The following is an 18,774-nucleotide window of genomic DNA, read 5'->3' on the forward strand; positions in this document are numbered from 1 at the left end:
TCAGCAGCTCTGGTGGCGGACGTGCGCGTCCTCGATGGTGAGGATCTTCATGGCCCACCCGGCGGACAGGGTGAAGTCCTTCCACGCCCAGTAGCCCGGCGGCAGCCAGGCCGCGAGCCGGCCGGATGCGTTGCACGGCACCCAGAAGCCGTCCCAGTCCTGGTCACGCGGTGTCTCCTGACCAGGAGCCAGGTACCGCCACTCGGTGCCGGGCGCCGGGCCGTCATCGCCCCAGTCCTTGATGGCGTAGATGTAGACGCTGCTCTCGTTCATGACCGAGCCGCAGATGTTGACTTTGCAGCCGCCCTGGATCTCGACGTCGCCGGCCGGGGCGGCGTTCGCCATCCCTGCGGACGCCATGAGCGCGGCGGCACTGAGTCCAAGTGCCGCAAGAGCTCGTTTCATTGCGTTCCTCCCCTTTGTCAGGGCACGAGTGCCCACGCCTGCTGTGCACTGGCTTGGCAGAACGCGAGCCAGCGGCTCTGAGTGGTGATCACGCCGTCGGACCCGGCGCGCACGAGCGCGGCCGACGAGTCGCGCTGGGTCTGCGGCCCCCAGTCGCCGTCGATTCCCGTGCCGTAACCCCAGATGTACTGGCACGCGGCCTGGACGAAGTACGTCTGCGTGACGGAACCGGTGTGGTAGCTGGAGTCGCCGCTGCCCGAGACGGCGTTGTCGATGTGCACGTGGTTGTGGTGCTCGGCGTTGTCCAGGTACGAGATCACGTGCCGGAAGTGGTAGTGCAGCGACGCGACCGTGCCCCAGTAACGGATGCGGGCGGTGCGCAGGGCGTCACCGGTGTCGTTCTTCCACTTGTCGTAGCGGGCGTTGAAGGCCGGGAACATCGCACCGGTGTCGCGGTTGGTGATGAGCATGCGCGCGAGGTCGAACGCGCGGCCCTCGCCGTGCATGCCGGGCTTGTTCACGTAGACGCCGTAGGAGTAGATCTTGTGCGGCGCGGTCCAGTGGTAGGGCGTCCAGTTGCGCCAGTGCACGTGCCACGTCTCGAGGCGCGAGTAGAAGCCGGGGTCGTAACGGAACGACGTCGCGGCGCCGTTCACCTCGTAGAAGGTCGGCTGCGAGTTGATCTCGCTCTGGGTGACGAGGGTCGCCGCGGAGGCGCGGCCGGTGCCGAGCAGAACCGCCGCTGAGCCCGCCGCTGCCGCGGTGAGGATGCTCCGGCGGGACATCGATCCGTTCATGCCCAGCAGTCAACTGCCGGGCATGAACCGGATCCCTAGTCCTGCGACCAGTCTTCGGCCGCAGGAACCAGCACCTCTTCCTCCTCCTCGCGCTTGGGCTCGTCGAGGAGACCGAGCATCCGATGCACGTGTTCCTTGCTGGCTCCGAACATGAAGCACATGCGGTCGACGCTAGGCGCGCGCATGCTTGGACGGCTTCTCGATTCCTGCCCAGTTCGTTCGAAATTTGCACGCGCACGTGTGCTCGCACGCGTCCTCGTGCTGGGATTTGCGTCTTCGAGTAGGAGGAGGCACCCAATGACCGATCGCGGTGACCGCATTGTGAGCGTGCTCGAGGACGCCTTCACCGACCTGATGACGGCCGACCCGGCCGCGTTCCGGCACAAGTTCCGCAAGATGGCGGCCGAGCCGTTCGCGTTCTACCGAGGCAGCGCCTGCCTGTTCTACGCCGACATGGCCGAACTGCCCGACGAGTGGACCGACGAGCGCACCAGCCGCATCTGGATCCAGGGCGACCTGCACGCGCAGAACTTCGGCACCTACATGGACTCCGCGGGCACGCTCGTCTTCGACGTCAACGACTTCGACGAGGCCTACCTCGGCTCCTTCACGTGGGACCTCCGCCGCTTCGCCGCGTCGATGGCGCTGCTCGGCTGGCGCAAGGCACTGCCGGACAGCGTGATCACCGACCTGATCCGCACCTACGTCGCCGCCTACGTGGCCCAGGTCCGCTCGTTCGTCGAACACCCGAACGACGAGCTCTTCAGCCTGCGCCTGGACAGCACCGACGGCGCCCTGCACCGCGTCCTGCAACGCGCCCGGCTCTCCACCCGCATCGGTCTGCTGGAGGAGAAGACCGTCGTCGTCGACTACGACCGCGTGTTCCGCCGCGACCGCGATGGCATCCACGAGCTGTCGGCACCGGTGCGGGCCGCCGTCGAGGAGGCCTTCGCGACCTACCTGGACACCATCCCCACCGGCAAACGCGCGTCGAGCCGCACCTACACCGTCAAGGACGTCGTCGGCCGCAGCGGCTTCGGCATCGGCTCAGCAGGCCTGCACGCCTACAACATCCTGGTCGAGGGCCGCACCCAGGCCCTGGAGAACGACGTCGTGCTCTCCATGAAGCAGGCCAACGTCGCCGCGCCCAGCCGGATCGTGCCGGACTCCGCAATCCGCGAGTACTTCACCGACCACGGCCACCGCACCGCCGTCTCGCAGCGAGCCCTGCAGGCCCACGCCGACCCGTGGCTCGGCCACACCCAGATCGACGGCACCGGCTACGTCGTCGCCGAGCTCTCCCCTTACGAGGCCGACCTGGACTGGTCCGACCTGACCGAGCCGGCCGACCTGCTGCCGGTCCTCGGTTACCTGGGCCGTGCCACCGCGAAGATGCACTGCGTGGCCGACGAGGACTCGGCCCAGACGCTCGTCGCCTTCCAGTGCGAGGAGGCCATCGCCGGGGTGATCGGTGACCGCGAGGCCGCGTTCACCGAGTCGATCGTGGCGTTCGCGCTCGACTACGCGCGGCAGACCCGCGAAGACCACCGCCTGTTCGTGGACGCCTTCCGGGAGGGCCGGATCAAGGAAGTCGGCTCGACCGCCTGAGCATATTCATTAGATGCGTACTCTGATCAATATGCGCATCCTCTTCTCAAGTGTTCCGCAGCACGGCCACCTGCTGCCACTGCTCCCCCTCGCCCGCGCATTCAAGGACCGCGGGCACGAGGTGGCTGTGCTGACCGCTGCCGGGATGGCGCCGGTTGTCGCAGCTCAGGGGCTTGACCTGCGGCCCGCCGGGCCGTTGCCGGACGCGTTGTTCGCCGAGGTCGCGCGGCGGACCGGCGCCGATCCGGCGGGTGCGCCCACGCCGGACTCGGTGGCCGAGTTCTTCGCCGGCACCCGGATCGACCTGACGGCGGACGAGGCGCTCGCGGCGACGGCCGGGTTCAAGGCGGATCTCGTCGTGGCCGAGCTGTGCGACTACGTGGGGCCGTTGGTGGCGGCCGCGCAGGGCACGCCGGTCGCGACCCTGGCCTTCGGGCCCCCGTTGCCGCCGGTGTTTACTGAGGCCATGGACGGTATGGCGCGCACGCGGCACGACGCGCGCGGCCTGCCGTGGCAGCCGCGGCAGTGGTTGCTCGACACGTGGCCCGCGTCGATGCGCGCCGACGAGTGGCAGCAGCCGGAGGGGTGGTTGCCGCTGCGGCCGGAGGCGTTCCGGGTGCCGGGGCAGGAGCGGGTCGCGCTGCCGGTGTCGGGCAGGCCGCGGGTGCTGGTGACGTTCGGGACGTGGTTCAGCGACCCGGCGAAGCTCAGCCCGCTGTTGCGTGCGCTGTCCACCTTGGACGTGGATGTCGTGGTCACGTTGGGGCTCGCCGCGAAGCCGGAGGAGTTCGACGTCGACCGCGAGCGAGTCGCGTTCGTCGGGTTCACGCCGATGGAAGATCTGCTGGACGGTGTGGACGTCGTGGTGACGCACGGCGGCGCGGGCACGACGGCGGCCGCGCTCATGAAGGGCGTGCCGCTGGTGGTGTTGCCGCAGGGGGCCGACCAGTTCTTCCAGGCCGAGCGGGTGGCGGCCGCAGACGCGGGCATTGCGCTTGATCCGCCCGCGCAGACGCCCGAAAACCTGCTGACGGCGGTCCGGACGGTGCTGGAGGACGTGCGCTTCCGGGAGAACGTCACGACGATCGCCAAGGAGATCGCCGCCATGCCTGATGCGAATGAGGTGGCAGCAGTGTTGGAAGCTGCTCCATGACGAGGTCGTACCACTCTCCGCGCCGCGCCCAGGATGCCGCCAACACCCGGCGGGACATCCTGGGCGCGGCCGTGGAGTTGTTCTCCGCCAACGGGTATGCGCGCGTGACGGTCGCGGACATCGCCAAGCAGGCCGGTGTCGCGCCGCAGACCGTCTACTCCAGTGCGGGCAGCAAGTCGGAGATCCTGCACAAGATCGTCAGTGCGGCGATCGCGCGCAGTGACTCGGCTTCGACCGTAGCAGCGATCCGGCAGACCGAAGGGCTGGCCACCGCACTCACGTTGCTGGCCAAGGGAACCCGCCGGGGCAACGAAGGCGGGCAGCAGGTCATCGAGGTGCTCTACGCGGCGCTCCCCGTGCACGAGGACGGGGCCGCGCTGTGGGAGCTGAGCACGACTTCGTACCGGCAGGCGCTCCGCGAGGTCGCAGAGCACCTGCAGGACAAGGGACTCCTGAACGTGGACGTCGAGCAGGCCACGGACGCGCTGTGGTTCTGCTTCGGGTTCGGGGCGTGGCGGACGCTCGTCAAGGAGTGCGGCTGGTCCTGGGACGACGCCGAGCGGTGGCTGGCCAGGCAGGCCATCACGATCTTCAGCCACTGAAGTGAAGCAACACACAGCAGGAAAAACCTGACGGGTCAGCTACTTTGTAGTCATCGTGAACCTCGTCTACGTCTTCGACGCCTACTGCGGCTGGTCGCACGCCTTCTCCGGCACGCTGGAGGAGGTCATCGCCCGCCACCCGGACCTGCCGGTCGAGGTGGTGTCCGGCGGGCTGTTCACCGGGCAACGGCGGGTGCCGATCCGCGAGTTCGCGTTCCTCAAGGGCGCCAACGCCCAGATCACCGCGCAGACCGGGGCCCGGTTCGGCGAGGCCTTCGACGCGCTGTTCGCCGACGGGTCGTTCGTCATGGACTCCGAGGCCGCCGCGCGAGGGCTGATCGCGCTGCGCCAGTTCGCGCCGGACCGGGCCGCCGAGCTCGCGATCGCCGTGCAGAAGGCGTACTTCCACGACGGGCTGAGCCTGTCCAACGCGAAGACCTACCGGACGGTCGCCGACGCGTTCGGCCTCGACTCCGACGCGGTCGTGGGCGCCTTCAAGACCGCGGTGCCCCAAGACGACTTCCAACGCGCAGCGCGGCTCGGGGTGAGCAGCTTCCCGACGTTGATCGCCGTGCGCGGCAACGACGCGTTCGTACTCGCGCGCGGACACGCCTCAGTCGAGCAGATCGAACAGCGACTCGCCTCGCTGGGCTGAGCTCAGTGCGCGTGGTGGCGGTTCGTCCACGCGGCCACGGCGGGCAGCACGTCGGTGATCCATTCGCGAGCCGCGGTGGTGAGCTCGTAGCGCGACGCTCGGCGATGCACGAAGCCGTTGTCCTGCAGCCTCTCCAACGTACGGTGCACCTTCGGGCCGACGGCCGACACGAGTTCATCGAGCGCCTTGGCACCGTCGGACAGCGCGCACAGGACGTGCGGCAGCTGGTCGCTGCTCATCAAGTCCTGCAACGCGAGCAGGTGGTGCAGCGCCGAGACGTCGGTGTTGCGCTCGGCCGCGAACGCGCTCGGGTCGTGCACCTGGACGCGGGCCCTGCCCTTGCGCTTCGCCCGTTGCAACGCCGCGTCGGTGTCGCGCACGAGGTCGATGAGCGCGTCGTCGCTGCTCGGCACGTGCGCCGCGACGCCGATGGACGCGGTCTGGCCGTACAACGTCATGCCGTAGCCGTCGTTCGTGGTGATCTCGGTCTGCAGTGCCCGGATCCCGCGCAGCATCCGTTCCGCCACAACGGTTGCCTCACCGGGCGTGGTGCGCGGTAGCAGCACGAGGAACTCATCGCCGCCGTACCGGCACACGAGATCCGACGAGCGGGTGTGGGCCTTCAGCACGTCGGCGACATCGCTCAGCACGACGTCGCCGGCGGGGTGGCCGTAGTCGTCGTTGATCTTCTTGAAGCGGTCGAGGTCGATCATGAGCAGCGCCACCTGCTCCCACCGGCGCTGGGCGCGGCGGTACAGCGCGGGCGCCTGGTCGTCCCAGCCCCACCGTCCCAGCAGGCCGGTCAGGCGGTCTGTTGCCCACGCGCCAACCGGTTGTGCGCACGCACCGCAGCGCGAGGGAGCGCTCTCGTCGTGCAGGCGCAGAGAACCGTGGTCCACCGGAAGCCCCATCCGCGCAGTCGTCATGAGTCCCCCCAGACTTCAGCTCTGACTGGCTCCAACTGCCCCTTTCAACTCAGGTGACGTCGTTCGGATCAAACGCGACACAACAGTTGAAGCGGCGGAGTGTGATCATAGGGCTACGGACAGGTGGATTCAACCCCTGTGATGCCATATGCTCGCTGGGTTCCACAACAGTGGAATGATCGCTGGCCAGGGGTCGCTCCAGCGGAGGTGTGGCGTGAGGCCGTTCGCCGAGGTGCTCAACGAGCTGTGCAACAACCCGCCCAACGGCGAAGGCAAGGTGACCAACGTAGCCCTCGCCGCCGCGGTGAAGGCACGGGGTGGGGACATCGGGCACGGCTACATCTCGCAGCTGCGCCTGGGCGTGAAGGACAACCCGACCTGCCAGGCCATCGTCGACCTCGCCGGCGCGCTCGGCGTGCATCCCGCCGTTTTCCTGGGCGGCCGCGGTGAGCTGCACCCGCGCGAGCAGCCCGGCTGGCGCGGCACCGCGTTGAGCACGCTCTTCGGAGCCGTGCACCCGCCGGACCGCGGGCCGTGGTCGCCGGAGGAGGTCGCGGCCTCGATCAGCGCGTCCGGTCAGTTCGGCAGCATCTCCGCGAGCTACATCCGCGAACTGCTGAGCAACACCAGCGACAACCCGCGGCTCAAGCACATCCTCGGCCTGGCCGACCACTTCGGCGCCGACCCCGCGTACTTCTTCGACGACGACCTCGCGGCGCGCGTCGACTCGGAGCTGACCGACTTCCTGGCGCTGCGCGAGCTCGGCGTCGTCGAGTTCGTCACCCGTCTGGCCGAACGTACGGGCGAACTGTCCCCGCAGGCCAGGGCTGCTGCGGTAGAAGGGTTCCGGCAGGCGCTCGAAGTCGGAGAGGGCTGGTCGTTCCCGCTGAACAGCCGCCGTACATCCGAGGACCACACTTGATGACGACAACAGCGTGAAGATCTCTGCTTGGATCGCTGCAGACGACATCGAGAGGAGGCGACGGGTGAACCGCAGGAAACTGCGCAAGCTGGTCGACGAGGTCGCCCGTGACCTCGACCTGCCGCCCGACGCCACGCACCGGGACGCGAGCCGGCGGGTCTGCGAGCTGATGAGCGAACGGCTCGGGCGCCCGGTCGACGTCCGCTTCGCCGCGATCACGAACGCCGTCTGCCTGAGCGGCGCGACCGCGTTGCTCGAGAACGGCACGTACCTGGTGATCTGTGCGGACTCCCCGTCCTGGTACCACCGCCTGCACGTGCTGCTGCACGAGTTCGCGCACGTGTTGCTGGAGCACCAGCCCGTGGCGCTCAGCCGCAGCGAGGGCATGCGCAAGCTCGCGCCGCACCTGCTGCCGCGGATGGCGCAGATCATCGCGGGCCGCACGACGTTGACCGAGGACGAGGAACGTGAGGCGGAGAACCTCGCCGACCACCTGCTGGAGCGCCTGACGGAACACCGCGTGTGGGCCGACACGGCCGCCACCGAGGAGCCCGCGCACGTGCGCCGGGTGGCCGAGTCTCTCGAAGGGCGATCTCGCTGGGTGCGTCGTGGCGATCTTTAACCTGATCTACCTCTCGTGCGGCATCGTCGGTCTGCTCCTGCTCGCGTACAAGATCCGTGCACTGCGGTCGAGCTGGGGCAGCCCGCGGGTCGTGGCGTTGATCTCCACCTGCTTCTTCTCCGCGTTCGCCGTGCTGTTCGCCGCGCCCGCGAACATCACGTGGATCAACTGGTCGAGCGGCGTGCCGAACTTCGCGGCGCTGCTCGTCTACGGCCTGGTGGTCTGCTTCGCCGGTTCGGCGTTCGCGCTGGTGCTGTACTGGCGCTACCCGGCAGTCCAGGCGTGGCAACGGGTCCGGCTGATCATCGTCAGCTACACCTCGATCGTCGCGGCGATGATCGTGCTGTTCTTCAAGTCCGAGGTCGACGAAGAACGCCAGGTCGACTTCGACACGTACTACGCCACCCAGCCGACGGTGGCGGTGTTCCTGTTCATCTACTTCGTCGCCACCGGCGTCGGTTGCGGCGGTCAGGCCTACCACTGCTGGCAGGGCTCGCGGGACAAGGCGATCTCCGCCCGGCCGTGGCTCGCGCTCGGGCTGCGCTGGTACTGCGCCGCCGCGCTGTTCCCGATGGCGTTCGCGGTCATCAAGCTGTTCGTGCTGCTGATGAACTGGGCCGGTGAGCGCAGTTTCGACGTGCTGAGCACGACCGCGCCGCTGATGGCGTCGCTGTCGATGATCCCGCTGGTGATCGCGATGGCGCTGCCGGTGTTCGGCCCGCGCCGCCCGTCGCCCTCGCTGTGGCTGCGGCGCTGGCGGACGTACTTCGCGCTGCGGCCGTTGCACCGCGCGCTGGTGCACGTGAACCCCGCCATCGTGCTGGTGGCGCCGGGCAAGTTCCTCAACCCGCACCACCGCGTGCGGCGGCAGATCATCGAGCTGAACGACTGGCGCTGGGCGTTGACGCCGTACTTCGACCTGAGCGTCGGCGAGGCCGCGACAACGCTTGCCCGTGCGGCTTCACTGCCGTCCGACGAGGTCGTCGCCGTCGTGGAGGCCGCCCAGCTGCGCGCAGCTGGTTCGTCGCGGCGTTCGAGCCCCGCGAAGCGCCGTCCCGCCTCGGAGATCGTCGACGGCACGGATCTCGCCGCCGAGCACGACCGTTGGGTGCGCATCTCACGGGCGTTCCAGCATTCGCCGATAGTGGACGCCGCGGTCTCCGATGCCGCACGCGTAGGGGGAAATGAGTAGATGGCACCCACACACGCCGTTGTCCTCGGAGGAGGGCTCGCGGGCATGCTCGCGGCGTCCGTCCTCGTCAGACACTTCGACGAGGTCACCGTGGTGGAGCGGGACAAGTTGCCGGACGGGCCTGGTCCTCGTTCCGGTGTGCCCCAGGCTCGGCACGCGCACCTGCTGATGTCCGGTGGTGCTCGTGCGATCGAGTCGTTGCTGCCTGGGACTTTGGACTCGTTGTTCGCTGCGGGCGCGCACCGGATCGGGGTGCCGAACGACCTGGTGTCGTTGAGCGCTCAGGGCTGGGTGCCGCGGTTTCCGGAGATGCAGTTCATCGTGTCCTGCAGCCGCGGGCTGGTGGACTGGGTGGTCCGCAGACAGGTGTTGCGGGACAACAAGATTTCCGTGCTGACCGGTACCGAGCCGGTTGCGCTGCTCGGTGATCGTGCCGCGGTTTCCGGTGTGCTGGTGGAGGATCGGATCTCGCGGTCGCAGATCTCGCTGGAGGCTCAGCTGGTCGTGGACGCGACCGGGCGGGGCTCTCGGTTGCCTGCCTGGTTGACCGCGCTTGGGTTGCCCGCCGTGCACTCGGAGAGCGTTGACTCCGGACTTGCTTATGCCACGCGGATTTTCCGTGCTCCTGAGTCTGCTTCTGACGGTTTCCCGATCGTCAACGTGCAGGCCAATCCTCGTGATCCGCATCCCGGGTGCACGGCTACGTTGCTGCCGATCGAGGACGGCCGGTGGCTGGTGACGCTGTCCGGGACTCGGGGCGGGGAGCCTTCCACCGACGAGTCGTCGTTCGTTTCGTTTGCGCGGTCGGTGCGGAATCCGGTGGTGGGTGAGCTGATCGCGGACGCCGAGCCGTTGTCGCCCGTGTACGGGTCGCACAGCACTGCGAACCGGCGGAACTTCTTCGAGCGAATCCGGTCGTGGCCTGCCGGGTTGCTGGCGCTGGGCGACTCGGTGGCGACCTACAACCCCGTTTACGGGCACGGGATGTCCATTGCGGCGCAGAGTGCTCAGGCTCTGGACGCCGGGTTGTCGGCCGGTCGTGGTGCGCGGCAGATCCAGCGCGGCATCGGCAAGGTGGTCGACGGGGCCTGGGCGATGGCCACCAACCAGGACATTCTGTATCCGGGCGCAGTTGGGAAGCCGTTGTCGTTGGCCGGACGGGTTTTGCAGCGGTACACGGAGCGGTTGGTGCGCACGGCCACCACCGAAGCGGCGGTTACTCGGGTCTTCTTGGACGCGTTCACGTTGTCCGGGCCGATGGCGAAGCTGATGAGTCCCAAGGTGGTGTGGGCGACCATGCGCGGGCCCCGGCGATCCGTGTCCGCGGAGCCCACGCTGACCGCGGACGAGCGGGAGCGGGTCACCGGCTGATGTACCGCATGCGGTGATCGCGCCCGTCGTGGTCTGCGCGCGGTGCTCGGACCGCTGGTGCTGGAGGAAGAGGCTCGCACTACGACGAGTTCGACGCCGTCGGGCTCGGCCGGCACCGGTCCACCTCGAAGTGGGTCACCTCTGCGGAGTGAAGTCCGCGCTCTGCACGTACTCCATGGCCTTGTTGAACGCCGGGTCCTGCATCCTGGCGGTCAGCTCCTCCTCGCTCGGTTCCGCGACCCGCTGGTGCAGCCACCACAGGTTGCCGAACGGGTCGGCGAACCTGCTGACCCGGTCCCCCCAGAACAGTTCGGTCGGCTCGGTGACGACGGTGGCTCCCCTGGCTTCGGCTCGCTTGAGCGTTTCCGCGTCGTCCTCGACGTAGAGGCGGAGGAACGCCGGGGTGGGCGGCCAGTTCGGCTTGTCGAACAGCATCACCACCGAGTCGCCGATGCGGACCTCGGCGTGGCCGATGTTCGGGGCCTCGCCGACGCGGCCCAGTTCGGTCGCGTCGAACACCTCCGCGATGAAGTCGATCAGCTCGGCGGTGTGGCCTCGCGTGATGATCCACGGCGTGACGGTGTGGTAGCCCTCGGGCACGACGTTCATTCCTTGTCCCTTTCCTCGCTTGTTGGAACGACCGTATGACCCATGTAGGACGACTTCGGTCCTAGTTCTGGCATAGATTTGCCGGCATGAGTGATGCGGCTCGGTTGTTGCGTCTGCTGTCGCTGCTGCAGACCCCGCGCGAGTGGCCAGGCAGCGAGCTGGCCGACCGGTTGGGCGTCACGTCGCGGACCGTGCGGCGGGACATCGACCGGCTGCGCGACCTCGGGTATCCCGTCGAGGCGTCGATGGGTGTGCTCGGCGGGTACCGGCTGGTCGCGGGCAAGGCGATGCCGCCGTTGTTGCTCGACGACGAGGAAGCCGTTGCCATCGCGGTCGGGTTGCGGACGGCGGCTCGGCAACCGGTGGCGGGCATTGCCGATGCGTCGTTGCGGGCGCTGGCCAAGCTGCAGCAGGTTTTGCCGCCGCGGCTTGCGCGTCGGGTGTCGTCGCTGACTTCGGCCACCGCGCCGGCCGCGTCGTCGTTTGCCTCGTTGGTCGACCCTGCGCAGCTCACCGTGATCGCCGGGGCGGCGCATGCTCGTGAGCGGGTGCGGTTCGGGTACGTGGCGCACGAGAACGTGGTGTCGAAACGGCACGTCGAGCCTGTTCAGTTGGTGGCGCTGGGGCGGCGCTGGTATCTCCTCGCCTTTGACGTGGAACGGGACGACTGGCGGATCTTCCGGCTGGACCGCATCTCCGACGCTGTGGCCACCGGGGCCCGGTTCGCGGCTCGGGTGCCGCCGGGTGGGGACGCGACGGAGTACGTCACGCAGAAGATGTACGAGTCAGCGCCGACTTACCGGGCGCGGGCGACGCTGCGGCTGCCCGTGGAACTGGCGCGGGCTCGGCTGGCGGACTTCGCCGGCGACCTGGCGGCTGTCGACGACGGCACGTGCACCTGGCACAGCGTCGAGGACACGATCGACTACCTCGCGTTCCGCCTCACCTTGCTGGGGTGCGACTTCACCTTGCACGGCCCGCCCGAACTCGTGGAGCACCTGCGCGGACTCGGCGAACGCATCAACCGCTCCGTGGAACCGACCTGACATCTCCGGGCACTGACTGCGCGAGATCAACCGCTCGGTGGGCTCGCTCTGACCCCCAGCACCGGCTGTCCGCCCAGCACTCCGGCGTAGGACCGGTCCCAAGGCCACCGACCAGACTCGTCGGCGTGCACGAGCTGCAAGGCGGCGATGCCTTCCCCGTACAGGCGAGCGGACACCAGCAGGTGTGCCCACGGCCGGGCCACCCGGACCACCTCCAGCAGCGGGCCGCCGGGCAACGAGAAGCGCTGGCCCGGCGAGGGAACGCAGCTGTGCGAGAAGTGTTCGGCCGTGTCGTCGAGCAGGCGGCCGGCGGCCAGGACCGGCAGGCCCGTCACGACGAGCTCTGGCAGGCCTCGCACGGTCAGGCCGACGGTGTAGGCCCAGGGCGGGTGGGCCCTGTCCCGTTCCACCGCCTGGACGGCCCAGCCGCGGGCGTCGATGCAGCGGCGCAGGGTGGCCAGGTGTTGTTCCATGCGGCTGGCGGGGTGGTCGCAGTCCCAGCACATCGGGGGCTCCTCGGGTTGGGTGAGTGGGCGAGGTCCAGTGTGCCGAGGAGCACCGACAAGATCGTTTGGGCAGTTCGTGGACAGAAAGTGGACAAACGATCTGTCGGCCGTCTGGATCGTTAATCTGCGACGCACGGAGGATCGTCCATGCGCCAACGAACGCTTCTCATCGCGTTGGCCGCCAGCGCAATCGTTGCGGTGGCGGGCATTGTGATCGTGCTTCAACCTGGTGACAAGACTCAACGACAGCAGCAGGGTTTCACCGTCTCCTTCGCGGCGGCGGAGAACGCGCTCGGGGAAGACCGCGAGAACCAGCTCCGGGACTGGGCTCGCATCGGGCTCGCCGCGCACCTCGGCCTGGACACGCAGGCGATGCGGGATGCGTTCTACGACGCGCTTCCCATCAGGGACAACGGGTTCGCGGACCTCGCCAGGCAACCGACAGGACCGGGCCGGGCACTGAGCCACCACGACACCCTGCACCTGCTGATTCCACGCGACGACGTCAACGACAAGCGCACGGCCGGCCTGCTCCTCGACCAGCACCGCACGGACACGGGCAGCGACCCACAACAAGTACAAGTCCACCGCTACGAGATCCGCGACAGCACGATCGAGATCATCGACGAGGACCGCAAGAGCACCAACGACTTCCGCACGAGCAACGGATACGTCAGCGAACGCGTCGACGACGGGCTCGGCAAATTCCTCGCCAAGGCGAAACACCTGTCCACACTGGAGGTTCGCGGGAACGAGATCTGGGCGGGCGGCTGGAACTGGCCCGGCCCCGAGGTCACCGAAGCAGACATCTCCGTGCTGCAACGCGCGTACGCCAAGAAAGAGCAGCCGGCGTTCTCGCTGGACCCGCCGGGCGAACCCCCGACCCTGGAAGACGTCCGGGCAGTGCTCAAGAACGTCCCCCAGCAGACCATCGATCAGCTCCTCGGCGGCCAGCTCGACGAGCAACTGATCCAGGCCGGTCTGTTCGACCGAGCCACGCCAGCACAACTGCAGGCCGGCGGCCTCCCCACCGACCGCACGGACCTGTGGACCATGCTCAACGTCCTGCAGAACCGCCCGCTCTACAACGAAGCGCGCTACGAGGGCGGCATCCAGGGCACCGAAGTCGGCATGACGCTGTTCTACACCGACCTGATCGCCAAGCAGTGGGTCGACGGCGTGGGCAACGGCGTCCCGAAGATCACCGGGTTCGTGCCGGACAGCGAGGCCGAGACGCCACCAGCCCACTGCGCGACCAGTTCGAAAGCAGAAAGCGGCCGGCTCTGGTTCGGCCAGAACGACAAGGCGTTCAGCTTCACCGGCGACAAGGCCTCGCTGGGTGCGCAGTCCACCAGGCTGTTCTCCCGCTCGGACGGCGCGGTAGGCGAGGTCGAGCCCAGCTTCGCGTTCGGCAGAGGGCTGCGGTGGTGGGACGAGCACTACCAGGAGGTCGCCGACCACGAGGCCCAGTACGCGCGGCTCGACCAGATCATGCGCTGGAGCGGCGCACTGGAATGGTTGCAGAGCAAGGGAAAGCACCTCCCCGCGACCGAACCGAAGAACACCCTCAAGTTCGCGGAGTGGTACCAGAGCCGCACGGATCTCAAGGAACGCGACGACGTCCGACCGGTCCAGCCGCCGTCGGCGAAGCAGGAAGCGGTGCTGACCAAGCCGTCGAAGGCCTACCAGGACTGCGGCTTCTACGGCGTGCGCGGCGGCGTCTCGCTCGGCGACCGGATCGCGCGCATCGGCGACGGTTACCAGGCCGACCTGCCGGAACCGGTTCGGCGGGCCGGAGCGACGGAAACAAGCTCAACGCTGAACAACGGCAACGGCAAGATCACCGAGGTCACGGTCGACATCAGGGACGGCCAACCCCAAATCGTCGACCGCGTCGAGCGCACCATCACCACCGCCAACAACACCGCGAAAACCGACACGAAGGCGACCGGCCGCGAGGTCATCCCGCTGGGCGAACTGAAGGTCATGCAGCCGGCCACCAACGTGCGGCAGCTCGCCACCACGCTCAAGGCCGAGCAGGGAAAGATCGACTACCGCGTCGACTACCAGGGCAACCACCTCGGCACGCTCACCACGGACAAGACCCGAAGCTTCATCTCCCTCAGCTGGACCAAGGGCCTGGTGCACCGCATGATCCAGGCGCTGCAACCGATCCAGCGCGGCAAGAGCATCAACGACAACGTCTTCTACAGCCAGCGCGACGCGAACGGCCAGACTCAGCACCGCATCGGTGGCAAGGACGAGCCGTGGCTCACGGTCGGCCCCGATGGCCCAGCACAAGGATTCGCCCTCCGCGTCGGCGTCGAGAACCCTCAGGGCCCCACCACCCACCTGCTGGCCACGCTGAACCCGCGCGCGCCGCCCGCCGGCGACTACATGACGCTGACCACGACCCCGGACGGTCCGCCGACAGCCCAGTTCAGCAACACCCCGCCGACCGGAACCCCGATCCAGGTCCGCACCCCGGACGGCCAGTCGGCACCGCTGTACGTCGACAAGAACCAGGTGACGGTGCCGAGCGCCGATCCCCTGTTGGGCCACAACGGCGCGACCGAAGGCGCGGCCATGCTGCGCGACATCGCCGACGTGCTGGCCAGGCACGGCGAGACGGACGGACTGCTGCAGGCGGTCCGGCTCGGCGACGTAGGAGCCATGATCGGCAAGCAGGAGATCTTCCTGAGCCCACCAGGACACCAGTGGTCGACCAAGGCTCTCGAAGCGATCAACGGCACCATGCGCATCACCGACGGCAAGGCGATCCACGTCGACAAGTCACCGCTGCGCCAGGTCAGCAAGAGCAAAGCCACGCTCGCAGAGGTGCTCAACTCCCCCAACACCACGGCTTACCTGAACGAGAGCTTCCGCGCGACACTGGGCACAAAGGACGGTCCCGTGGTGGCGGACGCGTTGCAGCAGGACATGACGGTCACGGTCCGGGAAGTCACCGCAGAGCAGCACCAGCAGAGAATCCCGGCGGACGTCCTGGTCCACCGCAACGCCGAGTGGTCGCGGGCCGACACCCCGCCGAGGTTCGGCGTGTCCACCAGCCTCAACATCGTGATCACGCTGACCTCCCCCGTCCCGACCGGCGCCAGCCCCGGCCCGGCGAAGCCGGCCGGTCCGGCCGCGCGGATCCTGCTGATCTGCCCGGAGGACGACACCGCGAACGGCTGCGGGGACTGAATGGAACTCCTCGAACCCGGTACACCCCTCGCCAACGCGATCATGGCCGCGCAGGCCGCCGCCCGCCGCGGTGACGTGCACGGGGTCGACCACGCCTACGCGGAAGCCGCCAAGAGCAGGCGGATCATCGCCCACGACCACTGCGCGACCTTGCTCAACCTGGGCGCGATCGCACTGGCCGGGCAACGCTGCGACGAGTACCTCAAGACCGGAGACGAAACCGAGCTGAGAGTCCTCCGCGCCCAGATCCACAGCGCCGCGACGGATCACGCCAGGGCCGCGCAGCAGGTGCGCGACCTGCGCAAGCGAGACCTCACCGAACTGCAGCAGGCGATGCTCGCCCGCGTCGCCGCACTGGCCGCCGCCGACCGCTACGACTACCCCACCGCGGAAAGCGAGCTCGACGCCGCCGAACGCCACTTCCGTCGCGCAGAACGCCCGGAATACCTGGAGGCCATCGGCAACGACCGGCTCATCCTCGACGTGCGCCGGGGCTCCCACGTCCCCAAGATCGACGACCAGACCCCGCGCACCCCGGCCGAGTGCCTGCAACAGTCCACGATCCTCAGGCGCAACCTCAGGTACGAAGATGCCCTCGCGCTGATGACCAGGTGCGTCACCAGTTACGAGATCGATCCCGCACTGCGGTTCGCCGTCCTCTACGAGCTGACCGTGCTCCTCGTCCTGACCAGGCAGGCTGGTGCGGCCCGACGGCTCTTCCCGTTGCTGGTCGCCGCAGCAGGGCCGGAAGTGCTCGCGAAGCTCCCCGACGCCACCCAGACCCTCAGCCCGGAACGCCGCCTGGACCACGTCCGCCGCCTGATCGCGGAGGACGAGCTGGCCACGGCGGAAGAAATGCTGGGCGAAGGAACTTCGGCGCTCTGGCATCTGACCACGGCGGAACTCGCCTACGCCAAGGGGCGACTGGACCAGGCCGCCCAGCACTTCCACCAGGCCGCCACGCGCACCGAGCACGCCGAGCTCAAAGCGTTGGCACTGCGCAAACTCGGCGACACGTGCGCCGACGCCGGCGACGAGGACCAGGCGGCGAAGTGCTGGAGCGAGTCCCACCACATCGAAGAGGACATCGCCGACCACCAGAACACCCCGAGCATCAAGCTCCAGATGCTGCGCGCCGCACGGGACGAGCACGACGGCCGCGTCCTGGCCGCGGTCCGCCGTGTGCACCGGGACGGCGCGAAAGCGTTGGCAGGACTGGCTGTGGCCGTCGAGGCAGCCAGGGGCGCCACCATCCTCACCGAGCCGCGCAACCTGCCCGGGTTCACCGACCTGCGCTCAGCCAAACGCTGGCTGCACAGGACAACCAGGCATCTTCCCCGTGACCAGGTCGTGTGGATGATGCACGCGACACCGGAGCAGCTGCACCACCTGATCATCGGCCGCCGGATCACGCACCTGACCACCGACGTCCACGTCAGCGAGCTCACCGAGACGATCCGCCGGCTCAAGGCGTGGAACCCGAGCTACAACCCGGCGATCCTCGGCTCGCTGCTCACCGAGCTGACCGCGCTGATCGCCCTGGACGACGTGCTCAAGGCCCTCCCGAAGCACACCACCAGGATCGCGGTGGTGGCAGGCGACGTCCTCGCCGACATCCCGCTGGCCGGACTCCCCGTCCCCGGCACCAAGCACTACCTCGGCCTCACGCACGCCCTGTCCAGCCTGCCCTGCCTGTCCGCTCTCTCACCGCTGCACCGCCGCTCCCGCAAGCAGAGAGGCGACGAGACAGCGATCTTCAGCCCGGACCCGAAACTGCGCAGAGCCACGGCCGAAGGCAAGAAGTTCAAGGAAGCCGCGGAACTCGAACACACCCTCAAGGAACACCGCTTCCACCGCATCCGGATCGACGCGCACGGCACGCACGACCGCCAGGACCCGGACCAGTCGTGGCTGACCTTTGGCACCGAGAGGGTGTCCGCGAAAGCGTTGGGCAGCATGGACTTCAGTGCGTGCGGCACGGTCGTGCTCGGCGCCTGCGAGTCCGGTATGGCCCAGCAGCGCGGCCGCGACGAGAAGGTCGGCTTCGTCCGTTCGGCCATCACCGCGGGCGCCGGTGCCGTGGTCGCAGCGCGGTGGAAGGCCGAGGACGAGGCCGCGCAGAAGGTGCTCGACGCGTTCGACCGGAACCTGGCCAAGCTCCCTCGTGACCGCGCCCTGCAGCACGCTCTGCGGGAGGTCGCCGACCGGCACCCCGCCGACTGGGCGTGCTGGTCGCTCTACGGCGACGCGGGTGTTCAGACCAAAGCGGGCCCGCTCCGCAGAAAACTCAGGAAGAACGGAGATCCCGTGCCGCTCGAGACCCGACCCAAGGTGTTCCTGTCGTTCGCCGGCAAGGACCGTCCGCACGCCGAGCAGCTGCGCGCCGAACTGGAGGAGCGCAACGTCAACGCCTATCTCGACGAGAACGAGATAGCGCCCGGCGACAACGTGGTCAGCGCCATCAACGACGCCCTGGCCACCTCCGACTACTACGTCCTGCTGTGGTCGGCGAACACGCCGCAACGCGACTGGGTCACCAAGGAGTGGACCGCGGCGTTCAACCTCGAGATGACACGCCGCCGCGCCTTCCTGTTCATCGTGCGGCTCGACGAGGAACCACTGCCGCCGCTGCTCGCGCCCCGCAAGCACATCGACCTGGTGGAGGCAGCCGACCGCCTGGTCGCGACCTGGCGCGCGGACCGCAAGTCGGAGCTTCCCGTGTTCCCGCAACCGGTACCGCCGGCGCCGGACGGCCCGACCGTCGCGATCTCGGTGCGCAGCCACGACCTCGGCGTCACGCACGTCGTCATGACACCGCTGCACCTGACCGGCGCCGAGCTGTACCGGACGGTGTTCAAGGCGATGCAGCTGCCGACCGAGCAGGCGACGTTCGACGGCGCGATCGGGATGCGGTTCTCCTACGAGCTGTTCCAGCAGAACGAGTCGATCCCGGACGACCAGTCCACTGTGGAGCTGGTGTCCGACCTGGTCGACATCGCGGTCCGCGTCGAGTCGTTCGGTCCGCGCGGCCCCTACAGCAACAAGGAGTTCCGCCCGGACGACGAGCTCGACGAAGGACTGGACGTCGACCAGCAACGCATGCTGCTGGTCGCGGCGTTCCGGCACCTCCTTCCGTAGCAGGGCACCTGCCCCCGG

17 protein-coding genes are annotated in these 18,774 nt (G+C 68.4%); 11 read left to right on the forward strand and 6 right to left on the reverse strand.

Translation table 11 applies throughout. The annotated features are described in order from the left end of the window. From DI276_RS28095 to DI276_RS53090, 3 genes are read right to left on the reverse strand one after another with little or no spacing between them, the layout of a single operon-like run. On the reverse strand, positions 1-405 hold the full coding sequence (locus DI276_RS28095; protein WP_157985001.1) for a hypothetical protein: 405 nt from the start codon (positions 403-405) through the stop codon (positions 1-3). A 17-nt stretch (positions 406-422) separates the two neighbouring features. After that, a complete protein-coding gene (locus DI276_RS28100) occupies positions 423-1,202 on the reverse strand; it encodes a hypothetical protein (protein WP_112268741.1) in 780 nt (259 codons plus the stop codon). Positions 1,203-1,237: 35 nt separating this feature from the next. Then, positions 1,238-1,363, reverse strand: a complete 126-nt coding sequence (locus DI276_RS53090; protein WP_269814309.1) for a hypothetical protein — start codon at positions 1,361-1,363, stop codon at positions 1,238-1,240. 136 nt (positions 1,364-1,499) lie between these two features. On the opposite strand from DI276_RS53090, the gene DI276_RS28105 reads away from it, so the two are divergent. Genes DI276_RS28105 through DI276_RS28120 form a run of 4 tightly spaced genes read left to right on the forward strand, consistent with a single transcriptional unit; the run spans position 1,500 to position 5,220 of the window. Next, positions 1,500-2,810 (forward strand): DUF2252 domain-containing protein, encoded by a 1,311-nt coding sequence (locus tag DI276_RS28105; RefSeq protein ID WP_112268743.1) that lies wholly within the window; start codon positions 1,500-1,502, stop codon positions 2,808-2,810. 31 nt (positions 2,811-2,841) lie between these two features. Next, entirely contained in the window at positions 2,842-3,963 is a 1,122-nt protein-coding gene (locus DI276_RS28110; RefSeq protein ID WP_112268745.1) for a glycosyltransferase, read from the forward strand. Further along, positions 3,960-4,565: a TetR/AcrR family transcriptional regulator gene (locus tag DI276_RS28115; protein ID WP_112268747.1), complete on the forward strand. Its 606-nt coding sequence runs from the start codon at positions 3,960-3,962 to the stop codon at positions 4,563-4,565. The genes DI276_RS28110 and DI276_RS28115 overlap by 4 nt, the downstream gene beginning before the upstream one ends. A gap of 55 nt (positions 4,566-4,620) precedes the next feature. After that, on the forward strand, positions 4,621-5,220 hold the full coding sequence (locus tag DI276_RS28120) for a DsbA family protein (RefSeq protein WP_112268750.1): 600 nt from the start codon (positions 4,621-4,623) through the stop codon (positions 5,218-5,220). Positions 5,221-5,222: 2 nt separating this feature from the next. Here DI276_RS28120 and DI276_RS28125 read toward each other — a convergent pair whose 3' ends face one another. After that, entirely contained in the window at positions 5,223-6,146 is a 924-nt protein-coding gene (locus DI276_RS28125; protein WP_112268752.1) for a diguanylate cyclase, read from the reverse strand. Between the two features lie 214 nt (positions 6,147-6,360). Between DI276_RS28125 and DI276_RS28130 the strand changes: the two genes are divergently transcribed. The 4 genes from DI276_RS28130 (at position 6,361) to DI276_RS28145 (ending at position 10,253) form a co-directional block, all read left to right on the forward strand. Next, positions 6,361-7,068 (forward strand): hypothetical protein, encoded by a 708-nt coding sequence (locus DI276_RS28130; RefSeq protein ID WP_112268754.1) that lies wholly within the window; start codon positions 6,361-6,363, stop codon positions 7,066-7,068. A 64-nt stretch (positions 7,069-7,132) separates the two neighbouring features. Continuing rightward, positions 7,133-7,690, forward strand: coding sequence for a hypothetical protein (locus DI276_RS28135; protein ID WP_112268756.1), 558 nt, complete (start codon positions 7,133-7,135; stop codon positions 7,688-7,690). Then, a complete protein-coding gene (locus tag DI276_RS28140) occupies positions 7,677-8,882 on the forward strand; it encodes an MAB_1171c family putative transporter (protein ID WP_112268766.1) in 1,206 nt (401 codons plus the stop codon). Before DI276_RS28135 ends, DI276_RS28140 begins: the two co-directional genes overlap by 14 nt. Then, positions 8,883-10,253: an NAD(P)/FAD-dependent oxidoreductase gene (locus tag DI276_RS28145; protein WP_112268768.1), complete on the forward strand. Its 1,371-nt coding sequence runs from the start codon at positions 8,883-8,885 to the stop codon at positions 10,251-10,253. It abuts the gene before it with no gap. Positions 10,254-10,388: 135 nt separating this feature from the next. Here the strand turns inward: DI276_RS28145 and DI276_RS28150 are convergent, their stop codons facing one another. Then, the gene (locus DI276_RS28150) at positions 10,389-10,862 is read right to left on the reverse strand and encodes a VOC family protein (protein WP_112268770.1); all 474 of its coding nucleotides are present in this window, start codon (positions 10,860-10,862) and stop codon (positions 10,389-10,391) included. 86 nt (positions 10,863-10,948) lie between these two features. Here DI276_RS28150 and DI276_RS28155 point away from each other — a divergent pair, with 86 nt between their 5' ends. After that, complete coding sequence (locus DI276_RS28155; protein ID WP_112268772.1) at positions 10,949-11,908, forward strand: helix-turn-helix transcriptional regulator; 960 nt, start codon at positions 10,949-10,951, stop codon at positions 11,906-11,908. Between the two features lie 26 nt (positions 11,909-11,934). On the opposite strand, the gene DI276_RS28160 is transcribed toward DI276_RS28155, so the two are convergent. Next, complete coding sequence (locus tag DI276_RS28160; RefSeq protein WP_112268774.1) at positions 11,935-12,414, reverse strand: DUF4262 domain-containing protein; 480 nt, start codon at positions 12,412-12,414, stop codon at positions 11,935-11,937. 147 nt (positions 12,415-12,561) lie between these two features. Between DI276_RS28160 and DI276_RS28165 the strand changes: the two genes are divergently transcribed. Both DI276_RS28165 and DI276_RS28170 read left to right on the forward strand, forming a co-directional pair. Further along, positions 12,562-15,618, forward strand: coding sequence for a hypothetical protein (locus DI276_RS28165; protein ID WP_112268776.1), 3,057 nt, complete (start codon positions 12,562-12,564; stop codon positions 15,616-15,618). Next, positions 15,619-18,756, forward strand: coding sequence for a TIR domain-containing protein (locus DI276_RS28170; protein ID WP_112268778.1), 3,138 nt, complete (start codon positions 15,619-15,621; stop codon positions 18,754-18,756). Positions 18,757-18,774: the final 18 nt, after the last annotated feature.

It is taken from the genome of Lentzea terrae, assembly GCF_003265345.1.
Taxonomy (GTDB): domain Bacteria; phylum Actinomycetota; class Actinomycetes; order Mycobacteriales; family Pseudonocardiaceae; genus Lentzea; species Lentzea terrae.

Coding starts and splice junctions, on each gene's coding strand:
- DI276_RS28095 (WP_157985001.1), bottom strand. CDS start 405: ATGAAACGAGCTCTTGCGGCACTTGGACTCAGTGCCGCCGCGCTCATG.
- DI276_RS28100 (WP_112268741.1), bottom strand. CDS start 1,202: ATGAACGGATCGATGTCCCGCCGGAGCATCCTCACCGCGGCAGCGGCG.
- DI276_RS53090 (WP_269814309.1), bottom strand. CDS start 1,363: ATGTGCTTCATGTTCGGAGCCAGCAAGGAACACGTGCATCGGATGCTC.
- DI276_RS28105 (WP_112268743.1), top strand. CDS start 1,500: ATGACCGATCGCGGTGACCGCATTGTGAGCGTGCTCGAGGACGCCTTC.
- DI276_RS28110 (WP_112268745.1), top strand. CDS start 2,842: ATGCGCATCCTCTTCTCAAGTGTTCCGCAGCACGGCCACCTGCTGCCA.
- DI276_RS28115 (WP_112268747.1), top strand. CDS start 3,960: ATGACGAGGTCGTACCACTCTCCGCGCCGCGCCCAGGATGCCGCCAAC.
- DI276_RS28125 (WP_112268752.1), bottom strand. CDS start 6,146: ATGACGACTGCGCGGATGGGGCTTCCGGTGGACCACGGTTCTCTGCGC.
- DI276_RS28145 (WP_112268768.1), top strand. CDS start 8,883: ATGGCACCCACACACGCCGTTGTCCTCGGAGGAGGGCTCGCGGGCATG.
- DI276_RS28150 (WP_112268770.1), bottom strand. CDS start 10,862: ATGAACGTCGTGCCCGAGGGCTACCACACCGTCACGCCGTGGATCATC.
- DI276_RS28155 (WP_112268772.1), top strand. CDS start 10,949: ATGAGTGATGCGGCTCGGTTGTTGCGTCTGCTGTCGCTGCTGCAGACC.
- DI276_RS28160 (WP_112268774.1), bottom strand. CDS start 12,414: ATGTGCTGGGACTGCGACCACCCCGCCAGCCGCATGGAACAACACCTG.
- DI276_RS28165 (WP_112268776.1), top strand. CDS start 12,562: ATGCGCCAACGAACGCTTCTCATCGCGTTGGCCGCCAGCGCAATCGTT.
- DI276_RS28170 (WP_112268778.1), top strand. CDS start 15,619: ATGGAACTCCTCGAACCCGGTACACCCCTCGCCAACGCGATCATGGCC.